Source organism: Occallatibacter sp. (assembly GCF_049510455.1).
Classification (GTDB): domain Bacteria; phylum Acidobacteriota; class Terriglobia; order Terriglobales; family Acidobacteriaceae; genus Telmatobacter.
In genome coordinates this window covers 1-16,753 of record NZ_JBEKYX010000034.1, presented here as the reverse complement: position 1 = coordinate 16,753, position 16,753 = coordinate 1, and the positions used below count along the sequence as shown (strand labels likewise).

Below are 16,753 nucleotides of genomic sequence, written 5' to 3'. Positions count from 1 at the left end.
TGGTCAGGGCGCAATTCTCGCCCAGGTCTGCTCGATGAAGCTGTCTGTCATGCCGGCGATGTAGTCAGTGACGGTGCGCGCCAGGCCCTCAGTGGGTATCTGTTCGCGATGGTCATCCGGGAGCAAGTCTGGATTCGTCACAAAGCGTGTGAAGAGCCCTCCGACAACTTCGGCGGCTTCGGCGTGGATCAGCTCCATGCCGGGTGAGTTGTAGAGGTTGGCGTAGAGGAAGTGCTTGGCGGTCATGCGCTCGTGCTCCATCGCTGGACTGAAGGCTGCAAGGCGATCGGGAGCGTGGCGAATCTTCTCCAGCGTGGCGATGTCTGCGGTTTCTACGCGGCGGCGAACTTCCTTGAGCAGATCGGTGACGAGTGCGTTCAGCATGCGGCGCGTGGCTTCGCCGGCGAGTACGCGTGGGGCAGCGTTGGGGAACCTGGCCTTAGCTTCGGAGTGAAACTCGCGGAAGAGCGGCACGGCGGCGTGGACGCTGCCGATTTCGAGGATGCCGGAGTCGATGCCGTCTTCGATGTCGGCGGTGAGGTAGGCGATTTCATCGGCGAGATCGATGAGCTGGGCTTCGAGCGGCGGGCGTTGTTCAAGAAGATATTCGGCCAGCTCCGGATGGTCTCCGACGGAGTAATCACGTGAGTGCTTGATGATGCCTTCGCGGACGCCTAGCGTGAGATTGAGGCCGCGGAAGGCTGGATAGCGCTCCTCAAACCAGGTGACGATGCGTAGCGCGTGCAGGTTGTGATCGAAGCTGAGGCCGAAGGGCTTGAGTGCGTGGTCGAGAGCCTTTTCTCCGGCATGACCAAAGGGCGGATGGCCGATGTCATGTACCAGTGCCAGGGTCTCGGTCAGCTCAGTATTGAGGCCGAGCGATGTGGCGAGGGTGCGGGCGATCTGCGCGACTTCAAGCGTGTGTGTCAGGCGGCTGCGAAAGTGGTCGCCGGGCTTGCTGCCGGGAGCCTGCGTGAATACCTGCGTCTTGCCGGCAAGGCGGCGAAAGGCACGAGCGTGGACGACGCGCGCGCCGTCGCGAGCAAAGGGAGAGCGATAGGCGTGAGGCGGTTCGGAGTGTGCGCGGCGGGTGAGTTCGCCGCCAGGCGAGACGGCGATTGCGGTGGGCAGTATGCCGATGGTTGTTGGCGCGCTCATGACTCAGGTTACAGAGTACAGGCGACAGGTTACAGAAATGCTGAGGCCCGCATCTTCTAACGAAAATGCGGGCCCGATGCTTGGTGGAAATGATTTGGATTACGGCTTGTCGGTGCCGGAGGAGTTGTCTTGTCTGGCGAGCTTTACGTGCGCGCCGTCAAGCTTCTTCTGCACCTTGGCTACGTCGCCGGGCTCGATGTCTACGGCGGAGGACCTGGCGTAGCCGGCGAGGGAAAGCTCCCACTGCGCGGCTGCGAGGCGGATGCGGCCGGTTTTCTCGTAGAGATCGCCGAGGTGGTCATGTACGGTTGGGTCGCTTTGCGAGCGATCCACGGCCTGACGCAGCTTTTCTTCGGAGAGCTCGTATTCGCCGAGCTTGAGATAGGCCCAGCCGAGCGAATCGAGGAACGCGCCATTGGTGGGATCGAGTTCCACGGCCTTGCGGATGTACTTGACGGCTTCAGGAAGGCGAACGCCTTTATCGGCCAGCATGTAGCCGAGATAGTTGAGCGTCAGGGCATTGTTGGGGTCCAGATCGAGAACCTGCTTGAAAAATCCCTCGGCCTGCTCCATGTGCTTCTGCCGGTCGGCAAGCTCGCCCTTGAGGAAGAGCACGTTGATGCGCTCCTCTTTCTTGGTAGCCAGCGCATCCGCCTTGTCCACGGCATCTTCGGCATCTTTCCAGCGCTTGAGGCGAATGTCGATCTGCGTGATCTCAAGCCACACGCCGCGGTCGTCCGGAGAATTATTCAGCAGGCTCTTTGCCGTGGTGATGGCTTCATCGCCCTTGCTTGCATCCACCAGCACATCCGCCAGCGCCAGTTTCAGGTCGCGGTTTTTCGGATTGGCGGTGACTGCCGCGCGCGCGGCATCCACGGCTTTGTCGTAGACACGGGATTCGCGGTAGGCGTCAATCTGGCCCTGGTAGCCGCGGATGGCGTTATCGCCGCCCAGATCGATCATCTTCTGGTATGTGGCCGCGGCCTGATCTACCTTGCCCTGCTCGTGGTAAACGGAGGCCAGGCGGTCGAGGAAGATGCTGCGGTTGTTCTTTTCGCTATCCGTGTAGGCGCCGTTGGCGTGGGAGAGATTGATGGTGGGCTGTTCCAGCATCTTCTCAAAGATGGCAGCGGACTCATCGTAGCGGCCGAGCACATCGAGCAGCAGACCCTCGTTGTAGCCGGCTTCAAGGTTGTCCGGCTCCTTACTGACTGCTTTGCGAGCAGCGGCCAAAGCATCTTCATACTTGCCCTGACGGCGCTCGATGTCGGCGATGCGGACAAGCGAGTCGGCATCGTCCGGATTGGCATCGGTCAGATTCTTGTACTGTTTGAGCGCATCCTCGAGCTGATTGTCATTGAGCAGCGCCTGGCCCAGTGCATTCAGCGTCTGCGGATCGCCGGGCTGCATGTCGTTGGCGCGCTTGTAGGCCGCAATCGCGTCCTTGGGTCGCTTGAGCTGGTCATAGGTGGCGCCGAGGGTGAACTCCATGCGTGGAGTGCGGTCGGCTTCCGGAACGGCCTCGATGATCTTTGCAGTCTGTGCGAGGTCGTTGTTTTCAGCGTAGACACGCGCCAGATTGAGGATGACTTCTTCGGATTCCGGCTCAATGGAGCGCGCGGTCTGGAACTGCTGCTCAGCCTTGGCCTGCTGATGCTTCATCAGGTAAAGCTGGCCGAGGACCATGCGCTGTTCGACGCTGCGCGGCTGGAGCTCGACGAGCTTTTCATACGTAGCTATGGCCTGATCGGCCACATTGCTGTTGGGCTGTGCCTGGGCGGCGGAACCTGCATTCTGGTCCTCGCTCAACTGGCGCAGATAGACGCGCCCAAGCAGCTTCAGCGCATCGATGTTATTGGCATCCGTCTTTAACACCTGACGCGCGGTGGTTTCGGCATCATGCGCGCGGCCAGTGCGGAAGTAGAGATCGGCCAGGCCGTTGTAAAGCTGCGGCGAAGAGGGATCAGCGTTGATGGCTGCCTTGTACTCCTCGACGGCGTGCTGCACATACTCGGGCCGGCCGGTGTTCATGGCCTCATCCTCGTACATGCCGGCCATGGCGGCGTGGAAATACGCCTGCGAGCGAGCATCCGCGTGCGGGTCTGGCAGAGCATTGGGCTGGTTGGGAGCCTGAGCGGCAGGGGGAACAGGCGGCTGAGCCGGAGCTGGTGCCTGGGCGAGCATTGCGGCGGGGACTGACACGAATAGAGCCAGCCCGAGGAGCGGCAAACGATGCTGAGAAATCATCATCATGTAAGGGGAATCCAGACTCGGTGCGCCATCTCCAGGGTGAAATTTCACTCCAGAAGCCATGCGCGTCAGAGTGGGCGGGCTCCTACTTCTTATCAGACGATTGTACGCGGGATTAGACGCAGGCGCACGTCCCGGCAGGTGGAATTTCCCCTGTCTATCTGCCCTGGAAGCTGTAAGCCGCTCGAAATCAGTGCCGGAAGTGGCGGATTCCTGTAAAGACCATTGCGACGCCGAGACGATCGGCTGCCGCGATGACGTCAGCGTCTTTCACTGAGCCGCCGGGCTGAATGATTGCTGTCGCGCCGGCTTCCACGACGGTTTCCAAACCATCCGGGAAGGGAAAGAATGCATCCGAGGCTGCGACAGTGCCCTTGAGCGGCAGCACGGCTTTCATGGCGCCGAACTTCGCGGCGTCCACACGGCTCATCTGGCCTGCTCCTACGCCAACGGTCTGGGCGAATTCACCATCCAGGCATGCGTAGACGATGGCATTGGACTTGACGTGCTTGCAAACGCGCCAGGCGAAGAGGAGCGCGCTGAGTTCCCTGGATGTGGGCGGGCGTTTGGTGACGATGTTCAGCTCCGATTGCACGATGCGACCGGTGTCGGCATCCTGAAGCAGAAGACCGCCGGAGACATTTTTGACGACGGGGCGCGCGGGAGCCGGCTGGATTTCAACCAGGCGAAGATTCTTCTTGGCTGCGAAGCGCTCTTTGGCTTCATCGGTAAAGCCGGGGGCTGCGATGGCTTCGACGAAGAGCTTGGCGATCTCTTCTGCGGCAGCGCCGTCCACAACGCGGTTGATGCCGATGACTCCGCCGAATGCTGAGACCGGGTCGGCAGAGAGAGCCTTCTGGTAGGCTTCGAGGACTGTTGCGCCGGTGGCTGCGCCGCAGGGGTTGGTGTGCTTGATGATGGCTACAGCGGGAGGGTCGTTTGGCTCCGGGCTGAGTTCGAGCGCCAGCTCCCAGCAGGCGTCGAGATCGACGAGGTTGTTGTAGCTTAGTTCCTTGCCTTGAAGCTGCTTTGCGCCGGCGACGCCCAGGCCTGATCCATCGGCGTAAAGTGCGGCGCGCTGGTGGGGATTTTCGCCGTAACGGAGCGATTGCGCGAGTGGGTAGTTGATGCGAAGCGTGGATGGAAATGCATTCGTGTCCGGAGCGGCTGGTTTTGCCGGTTCCGGTGACTCGGCGATTCGGTCCAGCTTGTTTGCGATTGCCGTGTCGTAGGCTGCTGTCGTGGCGAAGGCTTGTTTGGCCAGCTTCCAGCGTGTTTCGCGAGACAGTGCGCCGCTGTTGGATTTCAGCTCTTCGGTCAGCGTTGGGTAGTCTTCTACGCGCGTCACAATTGCCACATCTTCGAAGTTCTTGGCCGCGGAGCGCACCATGGACGGGCCGCCGATGTCGATGTTTTCAATGAGGTGGCCGAAGGCGACGCCGGGCTTCGCGGCGGTCTTCTCGAAGGCGTAGAGATTTACGACAACCATATCGATGGGAGCAATGCCGTGCGCTGCCACGGCAGCTTCGTGCTCGGCATTGCCGCGAATGTAGAGCAGGCCGCCGTGTACCTTGGGATGCAGCGTCTTGACGCGGCCGTCGAGCATTTCAGGGAAGCCGGTGAGGTCGCTGATGTCTTTCACATCGAGACCAGCTTCACGCAGCGTGCGCGCCGTGCCGCCGGTTGAGATCAGCTCAACGCCCTGGCCGGCGAGAGCTTTGGCAAACTCTACAAGTCCGGACTTGTCCGTTACGCTCAACAGGGCACGGTGAATCTTTTTTGCGCTCAAAACTTGCTCCTTTATGCAGTCCTGCATTTTGCAAAGCCAACTGTTCAGAGTACAGCAGGCGCATCGGTTAAAGTGGAGCTATGGGAAGCAATCCCCCATCGTTTCATCCGCAGGGTCCGGGTTATGACGAGCCTGGTTACTCGCCTGAGATTTTGCCGCCGGGTGGCGCGGCTCCGCCGCCGCAGCGCCCGCGACGGAATTGGTGGGCTGCTGCACCGGCAACGTATGTTCTCATCGGGATCAATGTTGCGGTTTTCGTTTTGATGACGCTGCGTGGCGTGAGCTTTTATAACCCAAACTCCGATCAGCTTTTGAGTTGGGGCGCGGATCAGGCAGGAAAAGTTCTGGTAGATGGCGACTGGTGGCGGTTATTCACCGCCATGTTTGTGCATGTGGGCATTGTGCATCTGGGCATGAATATGTGGTGTCTGTGGAACCTGGGTCTGCTGGCTGAGCCGCTGATGGGCTCCTTTGGCGTGATTGCGGTATATCTGCTTACCGGTACGGCGGGAAATATGCTTTCCATCGCGCATAATGTCATCTTGCCGGTCCATGAAAACGGCTATGCGATCTATCCAGTCGGCGCGGGGGCATCCGGGGCGGTTTTCGGCATTGCCGGGGCGCTGATTGTGCTGCTGAAGAGCTCCCGGCTTCCCGTGCCTCCAAATGAACTCAAAAAGCTGCGCCGCTCGGTGATCATGTTTGCTGCGATCAACCTGGTGATTCCTATTGCGGTGAATTATGGCGCGGACGCGTTGCATGCCGGTCTGAAGATTGACTATATGGCGCACATTGGCGGCTGTGCCTGTGGGCTGCTCTTTGCCGCGCCTATGGTGCCGCGCATCGGCTCGCCGCGCAACGTTTTTTCAGTGCGGCTGCGAACGACAATTGGAATTGTGCTTGGGGTACTGGTGCTGTTTGCGTTCTTCCTGGCGCAGTTGCCGCGGTAATGCGGGGCGGAAAGACTGCTTGGTAGAATAACCGCGCATTTCATAATGCTGGTTCGAGGGGTCTTCCGCCGCCATGGTGCCGTCCATTTTCCTTTTTGCCGCGTTCTTTTCTTCAGCCCCTCAGTCTGTACCGCAGGCCACGCCGCCAACTGCGGCGCATCATGAAGCAAACTTTGAATCCGAGCGCACGCAGGCAAATGCGCTTTTTATTGCGCAAAAGCCGCTGGAGGCGATGCCGCTGTATGAAGACCTATGCCGGCAGGACCCTGCCGTGGCGGTCTTTGCGGAGCGCTATGGCGCGGGTCTGATCGCGAAGGAAGCTACGATTACCGATGCGAAAGAGAAGTTCGAGGTTCGCATCAAGGCGATGAACGAGCTGAGGCGCGCGCAGTCGCTGGGTGATAACAGCGCCTATGTGCGCGCTGCTTTATATGCGGATTCGAAGACGCTTGCAGGCGCGACCATGATTGGTTTGCCGTTGACGGTGGGATATACCTACCAGGGCAAACCGGAGGCGCAGGCTGCATATCAGCAGGCGGAGACTGCGTTTGGGTAGTCAGACTGGGCTACCGCATCGAAGCTGTATGTGCAGGCGGCAACGGTCGATCCCAGTTGGTACAGGGCAGCGCTCTATGCGGGGGACACTTGCTCCCGGCTGAATGATGTGCAGAACGCGGGCGCATGGTTTGCGAAGGCGATTGCGATTGACCCTGACCGGGAGACGGCCTATCGCTACTGGGGGGATGCGCTCTTTCATGCCGGCGATGTGAATGGCGCGCGGGAGAAGTTTGTGCAGGCGGTTGTGGCTGAACCCTATGGCCCCAATCCTCCGGGGTTTGAGCTGGAACAGTGGGCGCAGCGCTCCGGACATCAGCTCGTGAAGCGGGCGATTACGCGGCCCGATTTCATTACGCCGAATGGGGTGCTGCAGGTGGACCCGGCGCTCGCCGCCTCCACGAAGGATGGGCGCTCGTCGTGGATTGTCTACCAGCAGTATCGCGTTGCGCACGGAGCGCGTACGCTGAATCAGCCGGTGGTTGCGGGCGGCTGGAGCGCCAACGCGGTTCTTTCGCCGAGCGGGTATCGGCATACGATTGCCGAAGAACACGCGGCGCTGCGCGCCATGTTGGCGGACATTGACGCTAAGATCAAGGATGGCTCGCTGAACGAAGCGGATCTGGATGCTTCAATTCGCAACATACGAAGCCTCGATCAGGCCAATGTTCTCGGCGCGTGGATTGCCCTCAATGCCGCAGACATGGGCATCCGCACGGATTATGCCGATTACCGCGCGATTCATCGCGCCCATCTGGCGGAATATGTGAATGCGTATCTGATTCGCTAGCGCGAGGCCGTTGCCGAGAACTTGCGCACCATGGTCAGAAGTACCTCTCGATCCGGCTTATTCAAGCTGCTCGAGTAGCGCCGCACCTGGGTGAGAAACTTGAGTTCTTCATCGGAGAGCCTGGGCGCGTTTATCTGCTTGTTCAGAGAATCCTCGGCAAAGAACTGCGCGATCGGAAGATCAAGAGCGGAGGCGATCTTGGAGAGCGTGTCAAGGGAAGGAACGGTGTGGCCGTTTTCCACGCGCGAGAGGTAGCAGCGCAACAGGCCCGTCTTCTTTTCAATGTCTCCCTGCGAAAGACCTTTCTGCAGGCGATGCGCGCGAATCGTGGTACCGATTTGCATTGCCATTCCACTCTCCCCGTTTCAGTTTGACCGGTCGCGTGTCTTTCGCGCGGTAGTTACTCAAAGGTAAACATGCAATCGGCAGGATTGCAAGCCCCGAAGCTCCATACGGAGCCTCTTGCCGGTACTAAGTTGGTGCAATTCCTGTTTCGGTACAGACGACGACGGCAGGATGCGGCCCTGAGCCTTGCGGAAGATAGAGGAAGGTGTTTGCAGTTTCGCCGCGGCTGGGAAAGGTGACAGCCTGTTGTGCGAATGTATTTATACAGGCGACAGGGATCCATCATGCAAAGGCGAGAAGCGGCAGCCATTCAGGCTACACAGTTCCCCCAGTTGCTGAGCTTATACCGGCAAAATGGCGCGGCGTCCAAGAAGCTTAACGAGATACTCAATTACTGCGCTGCGGTTTGCGGCATGATGAAAGTGCAGGTTGTTGCCGGCGGGTAGCCTGGGGGTAAACCTTCATACCCAATAGAGCGTCTCTTTGAAAGAGACACGAAAAATACCGAAGAAATTTGAAAGATCTGGGAGACGGGATGCGGCAAAGAGTTTCAGTGCGGCTGGTGGCTATGGGTGTCTTTGCCGCGAGTGTGTCTTTGTGTGCCGGGCAGACTCAGATGCCAGCTCCGGCTCCGAGCGTATCACCGTCCGCGGCAACTCCCGCGGTTCCCGGAACTGAGCCAGCCGCGCCAGCCGCACAAGACGCGACGGTGACGGGAGGCAAGCTGCACGGCGTGGTGAAGAGCGGCAGCGCTCCGCTGCCGGGCGTGACGGTGACCGCGCAGAACACCCTGACGGGCAAGCGCTATGCGACTACGACGAATGTGACCGGCGCGTGGTCCATGACGATTCCGCAAAATGGCCGGTACGTGATTCGCACGCAGTTTGCGGCCTTTGCGCAGGGCTCGCAGGAGGCGTTGTTCAACGCAAGCAGCAGCCGCGATCAGGCGGTCAATTTTGATCTCTCGCTGGCTTCGCGTGCGGCGCAGCAGTCGCAGCAGGCCGATCAGGCACAGGCGCTGCAGGCAATCCGCCAGCTTGCCGGCAGCGGGCCGCAGAACCTGAGCCTGATGAGCGCGCTGAGCGGCGATACGCAGAGCGCAGGCGGCACGGTAACGGGCGGGAATGGCGCGGCGTTGCCTTCGATTGCCGGCGGCGGCGACTTCGGCGGGGATTCGGTTTCGATCACTGGGCAGGCCGGTCAGGTGAGCCCCCTGGCGGGCGTGAATATGGACCAGATACGCGATGCGATAGAGACGATACGCACGCAGGGCGGAATTCAAGGCACAGGTGGGTTGTTTGGCGGCGGTGGCGGCGGTTTTGGCGGTGCGTTTGGCGGCGGTTTTGTTGGGGGTGGTCCCGGTGGTGGTGGGCCGGGCGGATTTGGCGGCGGCGGTGGAGGGCGCGGCAACTTTCGCGGGTTCAATCCCGGCCAGCCGCATGGCGCTGTCTTCTGGTTCGGCTCGAACTCGGCTTTGAATGCGGAGCCCTTCAGCCTGACGGGCCAGCCGCAGGATCAGCCGGCGAACGGGTCGAATCGTTTTGGATTGACGTTTATATCCGCGCCTTATATTCCGGGGCTGACCAAGCCGAGCAATAAGGACACAGTCTTTCTGACGCTTTCCGGCACGCGCGCCTCCATCGCGTCGGACAACTACGCGACGGTGCCTACCGGCGCTCAGCGCGCGGGAAATCTCGGCGATGGATTCACGGTGACGCCGGTTCCGGAGGCCACGGCGTTGCTTGCGTATGTTCCGGAGCCCAATATCCCCGCCACTTCGCAGGGCTTTAACTACCATCTGCTCACAACGGCGCAGACAAATACTACGCAAGCCGGCGCGCGTTACCTGAGGAGCCTGGGCGCCAATGCCACGCAGCCGGGCCTGGGCGGCAACCGCCGTACGCGGCAGCAGAGCCAGGGGCTGCGGCAGAGCATTAGCGCGAACTACAACTGGATACGTACCGCAGCAGACACTGTGGGCATTCTTCCTATCCTGGGCGGCAAGACTGCATCTGATTCCTACTCGCTGCAGGCCGGCTACACGCTGGGTTACAAGAAGCTGACGAATATCTTCAACGCCAGTTGGAATCGCGCGGACAGCAGCAGCACTAACTACTTCACCAATGGCGCGGACATTGCCACGCAACTTGGCATTCTTGGCGCCAATGGCGCGGCCCTGAACTCCAATCCGCAGAATTATGGCGTGCCGAATGTTACCGTTAGCGAATTCAGCGGTTTTCCCACCGAGGTGCAGCCTGCGCTTTCTGTTGCGCAGACGATCTCGCTTTCGGAAACACTTGCGTGGATTCATGGCAAGCATAACTTCCGCTTCGGTGGCGATTACCGGCGCGTGCATCGCGATTTTCTTGGACAGGGAAATGCCACAGGCGCGTTTACATTTACCGGCCAGTATCATCAGCAGTTTGAGCAAAACGGCAGCGAGGCGATACCGGCGCTGGCGGATTTTCTCACCGGTGAGCCGCAGGCGACTTCGATTTCGGCTGCGGAGAGTAAATCGTACCTGCGTGACAACGTATATGACATGTATGTGCTGGATGACTGGCGTGTGAAGCCCAGCCTGACACTCAGCTACGGCTTTCGATATGACTTTTATGCGCCTTATACCGAGAAGTACAACCGGTTGGCGATGGTGGATACGAATCCCGCTGGCGGATTTACGAATGTGGGCCAGGTGGTGGCGGGTGGAACAAGCGCGAATTATGGTTCGCTGCCGGATTCGCTTATCTATCCCTACCGTACTGGCTTCTCGCCGCGGCTGGGACTTGCGTGGCGCGTGCCGAAGATGAAGCAGATGGTGGTGCGTGTGGGCTACGGGTTGAACTATACAGTCGGCGAGTACTCCACCTTTGCAACGAACTTCGCGTATCAGCCCCCGTTTGTGAACGAGCAGACCAATACCTGTTCGGCTGCGACGCCTTGCTACTCGCTGGCGGATGGTTTTCTTACCTCGAATGCGCAGGGCATATACGCACTCGATCCGCACTACAGGGTGCCGCATGTGCAGGTCTACAGCCTTGACGTGCAGAAGAGGCTGCCGTGGGGCGTTGTGCTGAATCTTGGTTATAACGGCTCCATCGCAGGGAATATGGACATCAAGATTGCTCCGCGCGCATCGGCTTCCAGCCCAGGCACCGATCCGAATAGTGTGCCGTTCTATTTCCTCGAGAGCGGAGCGTTTTATCATTACAACGCGGGTTCGGTACGTCTGAACAAGCAGCTCACGCAGGGCATTTCGTTCGGCGCCAACTATCAGTGGATGCATGCGATCGACAATGCGGGCGGAGTAGGCGGTACCGGCACAACTATCACGGCTCAGAACTGGCAGGATATTGGCGCTGAGGTCAGCAATTCCACCATTGACCAGCGGCATAAAGTGACCGGAACCTATCTCTATGAATTGCCATTCGGCAAAGATAAGTTCTGGGTTACTTCGGGCACCGCTTCGCATATTCTTGAGGGCTTTTCGATCTCCGGCGCATTCACTTTTGCTACCGGTATGCCGCTCAATTTGACTTATGGCATTAATACGCAAGAGGCGTCGTGCGGCACGCTGGGCAATCTGCGCCCTGATTATGTGCAGGGAGTTTCGCCTTCAGCCGGCGGAGGTTCGCTGCAGAGCTGGTTTAATCCTGATGCATTCTCGGAACCAGGTTCCACATCTACATCGACATCCACGCCACCCAATCCATACCCATGCTCGGTCTTCGGCAATGTGCCGCGCAATCCGCTGACGGGTCCGGGAACGATTACAAACAATATGTCGCTCTCAAAGACGGTGCAAATGGGTGACACGCGCAGTTGGGAGTTCCGCGCCACGGCCAGCAACGCGTTCAACACCGTGCAGTATTCCACTGTGGATACCAATGCAAGTAGCTCCACTTTTGGGCGGGTTCTGAACGTGGCTCAGATGCGGCAGTTTCAATTTACGACGAGGTTTCGATTCTGATGCGGCACAAGCGATATAGCTCGATGAAGAGATTTGCCGCCGCGGTGGCTGCGGCTGCGTTGCTTGTTCCGCAGATGAATCCTGCTTTTGCGCAGGCACAGCAAAGCCAGCAGACTCAAAGCCAGAATCAGCCCGATGCTGGCTACGTTATGCGCATCAATTCGGACCTGGTGCTGAGCAATGTTGTGCCCCGCGATGCGAAGACCGGAGAAGTTGTCAAAGGCCTCAAGCAGAGCGACTTTACCATCCTGGAGAACGGCAAGCCGCAGCAGATTGTGAGCTTCGACTTCCAGAGTGTGGATATGGCCACGCCGCTCAGCGAGGCTACCGTCAGTGGGCTTGCGATGGGCAACAGCAACAATAAGGCTGTTGTGGTTGCCAAGCCGGAGGAGCTTCGCAATCACCGGCTCATCGTCATGTTCTTCGATCTCACCTCAATGCAGCCCGAGGATCTGGAACGCTGCGTGAATGCTGCGCGGGATTTCCTCAAGACCAAATTGCAGGCTGCCGATCTGGTGGCGCTTGTCTCGCTCGGCGACACGCTGAAGGTGGATCAGGACTTTACAGCCAACAAGGACGCGTTGATTCAAGAAGTGGGCGTTTACAACGGCACGGAAGGGCAGGGCTTTGCGCAGGGCGCGAACGCCAACTCCAACCAGGTGGAAGACACCACCGGTTACACGCCCGATGAGAGCGAGTACAACGACCTGAACACGGACCGGGAGCTATTCGCACTGCGGGCTATTTCAAAGTCGCTTGAGCGTATTACAGAGAAGAAATCGCTGCTCTATTTCTCCGGTGGAATCTCGCGGGACGGCATTGAGAATCAGGCATCGCTGCGCGCGACCATCAATGCCGCGGTGCGCGCCAACCTGGCTGTCTACAGTGTTGATACGCGCGGCTTGCAGGCGGTTTCGCCGCTTGGTGATGCCTCCACAGGCAACCTGCGCGGCAGCAGTGGGTATAACGGAGCTTCGCTCACCAATAACATGCAGCAGAACTTTGCTACGCAGGAAGTGATGGGGACTCTGAGCTCGGACACTGGTGGAAAGGCCTTCTTCGATTCGAACGATTTTGCGCCGGCCTTTGCGCAGGTGCAGAAGGATAACTCGGCGTATTACGCTATTGGCTTTCATTCCAGCAATCCAGCGCGCGATGGCAAATATCGCCACCTGACCGTGAAGATCAACAAGCCCGGCGTCAAGCTTGAATTCCGTCCTGGCTACTATGCGCCGGCGGACTTTCAGCACTCCGGCAAAGAGGACCGCGAGCGCGAGCTTGAGGACGAGCTTGGCAGCGATTTGCCTTCAACAGACATGGCGATTTACTTGGATGCGATGTACTTCCGGCTCGATGACAACCGCTACTATGTGCCGGTTTCGCTCATTGTGCCGGGCTCGCAGATTCCGTTTGTGAAGGGCGGCGACAAGGACAAGGCGACGCTGGATATTATTGGCGCGGTGATTGATGAGGCAAAACGTCCCATCGGCCGCGCGAGGGAGACTGTCAAGCTGAATATCGACTCCGCGCAGCAGGCGCGGCAGAAGAATATCCAGTACAGCACCAGCTTTAATCTGCCGCCGGGTAAATATCAGATCAAGTTCCTGGTGCGCGAAAATCAGACGGGCCACATGGGATCGTTTGTTGCAGACATTACGCTGCCCGATATGAAGAAGTCTCCGCTGAGGATGAGCTCCATTGTGCTGGCTTCTACGCGGCAGCCCAGCAAGGCGCAGACTCCGCTGGTGCGCGGGGGCCAGCAGTATGTGCCGAATATCAGCCACGTCTTCCGGCAGGATCAGCATCTCTATCTGCTCTATGAGATCTATGCGCCGGGCCGCGAGAAGCTGGCGGAGAATGCGCCGAAAGGCACCAAGCCCGGCATCAACCTGCTCAGCAGCCTGGAACTGATCCAGGGCTCTACAAAGGTGTATGAATCGCCGTTGGTGCAGGCAAAGGAGACTAACATCGAGGGACGTGATGCCGTCGCTGTTGAGCTGGATGTGCCGCTCGCTGGCCTCAAGCCGGGTTCCTACATCTGCCAGTTGAATGTGATCGACGATGCGGCGGGCAGCTTTTCATTCCCGCGCTTTGCCGTGCTGGTGAAGGAGCCTGCTGCGGCGCCTGCTCCGGCGGCATCCACTGGAACAGGCGGCGCACAATGAGAAGCAGCGTCAGGCTCTGTTTCCTGTGATGAGCCTGAAGAGTACGACGACGATAATCGCTCCGACGAGCGCTACGAGCAATTCGCTGACCAGGCCGGTGGCCGCGAAGTGAAAGAGCTTGATTGCCAGAAAGCCGCCTACGAGCGAGCCAACGATGCCCAGGATAATGTCCATGATGAAGCCGTAGCCGCTGCCCTTCATGATCTTTCCAGTGAGCCATCCGGCTACCAGGCCAAGCAGAATTTCATACAGGAAATGCATCGCGTCCTCCTGAGAGCGTGTTGCTGATGCGTTGGAGTGCAGCGCCCACGGAGCAGGCGCATGCGGGAAGCCTGCGCAAAAGGACGCAGGCCACTTCAGACACAGCTAAGGCAGCCGTGAATCAGGCGAAAAGTCTTCCTTAAATGCCCTGCTTTTGACAAGAGGAATGTGGCGGAAGGAGTTTTAGTCGACGGACAGGCTGAGCTGATGGCGAACATCCGCGCCGCGGATCCAGAAGATCACGTCCGTGGCGATATTCGATGCATGGTCCGCAATGCGCTCCAGTGAGCGGGAGACGAAGATTCCGTTCATGGCCTGCTGCGTGTGCTGCGGCTCGGCCTGAATCAGCGCGAGCAGGTCAGAGTGCGCGCGGCGGTTCATGCGGTCCACTTCATCGTCCATCTCGCGTACGGAATCGGCCAGGCGCGCATCGCCGTCGAGCAACGACTGAATGGCAGAGCGGATCATGCGGCTGGTACACTCGCCCATCGCGGTAAAGTCGACAGGCAGCTCAATAGGCTCAAGCACAAGCCCATCGCGTGTGCGGCGCGCCACGGCCAGCGACTGGTCGCCGATGCGCTCCAGATCGCCGTTGATCTTGATGACCGCAAGAATAAAGCGCAGGTCGATGGCCATGGGCTGCTCGCGGCTCAGCAGCTCGTAAGCCATTTCGTCCAGCTCGCGCTGCGCCGTATTGATGGCCGTTTCGTTCTGGCGCACATATTGGCAGAGACCCTGATCTCGCGTGAGGTAGGCATACACGGCAGACTCCACCGCCTGCTGCGAAAGTGCAGCCATGGCGAGAATCTTGTCCTTTAACTCAGCAAGCTGCTGCTGGAAGTGAATGCGCGGCACGGGAACGGGTTCTCCTTCTAATGATTGTGCATGAATTCATGTTACACATCTGCAAATACGGCTGTCACGCATCCGATCGGTCACGTGCTGTTGGCCTGATATGTAGTGACCGTGTCAACTCCGTACGACAGTGAGGTTGTTTTTGTCGTTGTCGTTGCTTTTTTCCCTTTCCCGAAGACAGAGCGAGCAGCAGTCGGAGCAGTTTTAGCGACGATTGATCAGTCTGATATTCGCGGGTCGAAACCGCATAATCATGATCCGTCGGGAGCTGCCTCTGACTGTTATCGCGAGTCCGGTTAAGCCTGTCGCATAGGCCGATCGAGGGTTCTCCTTCGTGCTTACCCTGGCTGCTGCCGGCTCTGTGTTCGAGATGGATGTCAGCGTTCATCGAATCGGCATTCTTCTTTTCAGGAAATGTTTGCTTGGCTTTTTGTTGTCAGGCTGCAACTTGCTGTCTGGAAATAGTCTCGGCTCTAGTTCCAATAGCCCAGATAAAGCCCAGCAGTTCTCGGGCTACTGCCGTGACAATCTTTCTCTGATCCTTGCCGGCTGCGCCCAGCTTTACATATCGCTTGTGCAGCCGGTGTTGCGCCTTCCATGCAATCTCCTTGGCTTCCTCCGAGATGCTCTCCTGTCGTCTGCGCAGACCATACCAGATACCGGGTGGACGACGATAGCTCCATGCAGCTTCGACAACGATGCGTCGCAGGTGCGCGTTGCCGGTCTTCGTGATGCCTCCGCGTCTGGTTCGCTTGCCACTGGAATCCTCGCTTGGTACAACGCCGTAGTAACCCATCAGTTGCCGAGCACTGTCGAAGCGGGATACCTGGCCCAACTCGCTCGCAATGGTCACAGCCGAGATATCTGCGATACCGCGCAGTGCCTGTAGATCGTTAATGACTTGTTGCAGCGCCGGCGATGCCAGCTTCACCGCTTCCATGATGGCTTGCTCCAGCCGCGCGACCCGCTCCGCATGTGCTCGACCTCGTGCAGATAATCCTGGCGTGTGGACTCCTGAGCTATCTGGGCGAAACGCAGCTGCGCGACCCAGATCAGATAGGGGCGTGTCCACGGCCTAACTCCGGTCGGTGCACGCTGACCGGAGCGCAGAAGGAACTTGCTCAACCGATGCCGCGCTCGTGTCTGATCCTGCTTGGCTGCTTCGCGGGCTCGCACCAGATCGCGCAATGCTTCGGAACCCTCATCCGGAACCCATACCGCCGTCAGATCTCCGGATCGATAGCAACGTGCCAGCTTCTCTGCATCCCGCCGATCCGTCTTTACCCGATCACCTGCCTTCACAGGCACAAGTGTGGGTGCTACGACCTCGCACTCGACGCCCAGCTCCGCCAGCTGCCAGTACACGACGTAACCCGTCGGTCCGGCTTCATAACAGGCTCTCAACTTGTCTGCCGGACCAAGCTTCTTGATCAGCTTGCGGATAGACTCAGCGCGGTTCGGGATCGTGCCCAGACTTCGCACTTCGCCCTCCGGCTCGGCGACCGCTACGGCGATCGTCTCGGCATGGACATCCAAACCTAGAAATCGTAACTTCTCCTTCATGACCGGCTCCCTTCCGCTTGTGGCTCTGAACTGCGCGTCCTTCGGACGCTCACAGCTTAACCCACGGTCGGCGGCATCGGCGCCGGTCACTCCATACTGACTGTT

11 protein-coding genes and 1 pseudogene are annotated in these 16,753 nt (G+C 59.1%); 5 read left to right on the top strand and 7 right to left on the bottom strand.

Annotated elements, in window-relative coordinates; translation table 11 throughout:
* Positions 1–3: 3 nt before the first annotated feature.
* The 3 genes from ABSG47_RS08210 to purH form a co-directional block, all read right to left on the bottom strand.
* Positions 4–1,158: a deoxyguanosinetriphosphate triphosphohydrolase family protein gene (locus ABSG47_RS08210; protein ID WP_424168718.1), complete on the bottom strand. Its 1,155-nt coding sequence runs from the start codon at positions 1,156–1,158 to the stop codon at positions 4–6.
* Positions 1,159–1,257: 99 nt separating this feature from the next.
* Complete coding sequence (locus ABSG47_RS08205; protein WP_424168716.1) at positions 1,258–3,411, bottom strand: tetratricopeptide repeat protein; 2,154 nt, start codon at positions 3,409–3,411, stop codon at positions 1,258–1,260.
* A 187-nt stretch (positions 3,412–3,598) separates the two neighbouring features.
* On the bottom strand, positions 3,599–5,224 hold the full coding sequence (gene purH, locus ABSG47_RS08200; RefSeq protein ID WP_424168714.1) for a bifunctional phosphoribosylaminoimidazolecarboxamide formyltransferase/IMP cyclohydrolase: 1,626 nt from the start codon (positions 5,222–5,224) through the stop codon (positions 3,599–3,601).
* A gap of 53 nt (positions 5,225–5,277) precedes the next feature.
* Between purH and ABSG47_RS08195 the strand changes: the two genes are divergently transcribed.
* The 3 genes from ABSG47_RS08195 (at position 5,278) to ABSG47_RS08185 (ending at position 7,492) form a co-directional block, all read left to right on the top strand.
* A complete protein-coding gene (locus ABSG47_RS08195) occupies positions 5,278–6,147 on the top strand; it encodes a rhomboid family intramembrane serine protease (protein WP_424168712.1) in 870 nt (289 codons plus the stop codon).
* A gap of 73 nt (positions 6,148–6,220) precedes the next feature.
* Positions 6,221–6,703, top strand: coding sequence for a hypothetical protein (locus ABSG47_RS08190; RefSeq protein ID WP_424168710.1), 483 nt, complete (start codon positions 6,221–6,223; stop codon positions 6,701–6,703).
* A gap of 30 nt (positions 6,704–6,733) precedes the next feature.
* The gene (locus ABSG47_RS08185) at positions 6,734–7,492 is read left to right on the top strand and encodes a hypothetical protein (RefSeq protein WP_424168708.1); all 759 of its coding nucleotides are present in this window, start codon (positions 6,734–6,736) and stop codon (positions 7,490–7,492) included.
* Here the strand turns inward: ABSG47_RS08185 and ABSG47_RS08180 are convergent.
* The gene (locus ABSG47_RS08180; RefSeq protein WP_424168762.1) at positions 7,489–7,836 is read right to left on the bottom strand and encodes a helix-turn-helix domain-containing protein; all 348 of its coding nucleotides are present in this window, start codon (positions 7,834–7,836) and stop codon (positions 7,489–7,491) included. The genes ABSG47_RS08185 and ABSG47_RS08180 overlap by 4 nt on opposite strands.
* 536 nt (positions 7,837–8,372) lie before the next feature.
* On the opposite strand from ABSG47_RS08180, the gene ABSG47_RS08175 reads away from it, so the two are divergent.
* Positions 8,373–11,804 carry an outer membrane beta-barrel protein gene (locus ABSG47_RS08175; protein ID WP_424168706.1) on the top strand — a complete coding sequence of 1,144 codons (3,432 nt, stop codon included), beginning with the start codon at positions 8,373–8,375 and terminating at the stop codon, positions 11,802–11,804.
* A gap of 23 nt (positions 11,805–11,827) precedes the next feature.
* Complete coding sequence (locus ABSG47_RS08170) at positions 11,828–13,969, top strand: VWA domain-containing protein (RefSeq protein WP_424168704.1); 2,142 nt, start codon at positions 11,828–11,830, stop codon at positions 13,967–13,969.
* A gap of 9 nt (positions 13,970–13,978) precedes the next feature.
* On the opposite strand, the gene ABSG47_RS08165 is transcribed toward ABSG47_RS08170, so the two are convergent.
* From ABSG47_RS08165 to ABSG47_RS08155, 3 genes and pseudogenes are all read right to left on the bottom strand, one after another.
* A complete protein-coding gene (locus tag ABSG47_RS08165; protein WP_424168702.1) occupies positions 13,979–14,230 on the bottom strand; it encodes a GlsB/YeaQ/YmgE family stress response membrane protein in 252 nt (83 codons plus the stop codon).
* Positions 14,231–14,413: 183 nt separating this feature from the next.
* Positions 14,414–15,085 (bottom strand): phosphate signaling complex protein PhoU, encoded by a 672-nt coding sequence (gene phoU / locus ABSG47_RS08160; RefSeq protein ID WP_424168700.1) that lies wholly within the window; start codon positions 15,083–15,085, stop codon positions 14,414–14,416.
* A gap of 436 nt (positions 15,086–15,521) precedes the next feature.
* A pseudogene (locus tag ABSG47_RS08155) lies at positions 15,522–16,648 on the bottom strand (IS110 family RNA-guided transposase).
* Positions 16,649–16,753 lie beyond the last annotated feature (105 nt).

What these genes read in the sequence shown, in the direction of transcription:
- ABSG47_RS08210 (WP_424168718.1), bottom strand. Translation starts at nt 1,158, where the DNA reads ATGAGCGCGCCAACAACCATCGGCATACTGCCCACCGCAATCGCCGTC.
- ABSG47_RS08205 (WP_424168716.1), bottom strand. Translation starts at nt 3,411, where the DNA reads ATGATGATGATTTCTCAGCATCGTTTGCCGCTCCTCGGGCTGGCTCTA.
- purH (WP_424168714.1), bottom strand. Translation starts at nt 5,224, where the DNA reads ATGCAGGACTGCATAAAGGAGCAAGTTTTGAGCGCAAAAAAGATTCAC.
- ABSG47_RS08195 (WP_424168712.1), top strand. Translation starts at nt 5,278, where the DNA reads ATGGGAAGCAATCCCCCATCGTTTCATCCGCAGGGTCCGGGTTATGAC.
- ABSG47_RS08190 (WP_424168710.1), top strand. Translation starts at nt 6,221, where the DNA reads ATGGTGCCGTCCATTTTCCTTTTTGCCGCGTTCTTTTCTTCAGCCCCT.
- ABSG47_RS08180 (WP_424168762.1), bottom strand. Translation starts at nt 7,836, where the DNA reads ATGCAAATCGGTACCACGATTCGCGCGCATCGCCTGCAGAAAGGTCTT.
- ABSG47_RS08175 (WP_424168706.1), top strand. Translation starts at nt 8,373, where the DNA reads ATGCGGCAAAGAGTTTCAGTGCGGCTGGTGGCTATGGGTGTCTTTGCC.
- ABSG47_RS08170 (WP_424168704.1), top strand. Translation starts at nt 11,828, where the DNA reads ATGAAGAGATTTGCCGCCGCGGTGGCTGCGGCTGCGTTGCTTGTTCCG.
- ABSG47_RS08165 (WP_424168702.1), bottom strand. Translation starts at nt 14,230, where the DNA reads ATGCATTTCCTGTATGAAATTCTGCTTGGCCTGGTAGCCGGATGGCTC.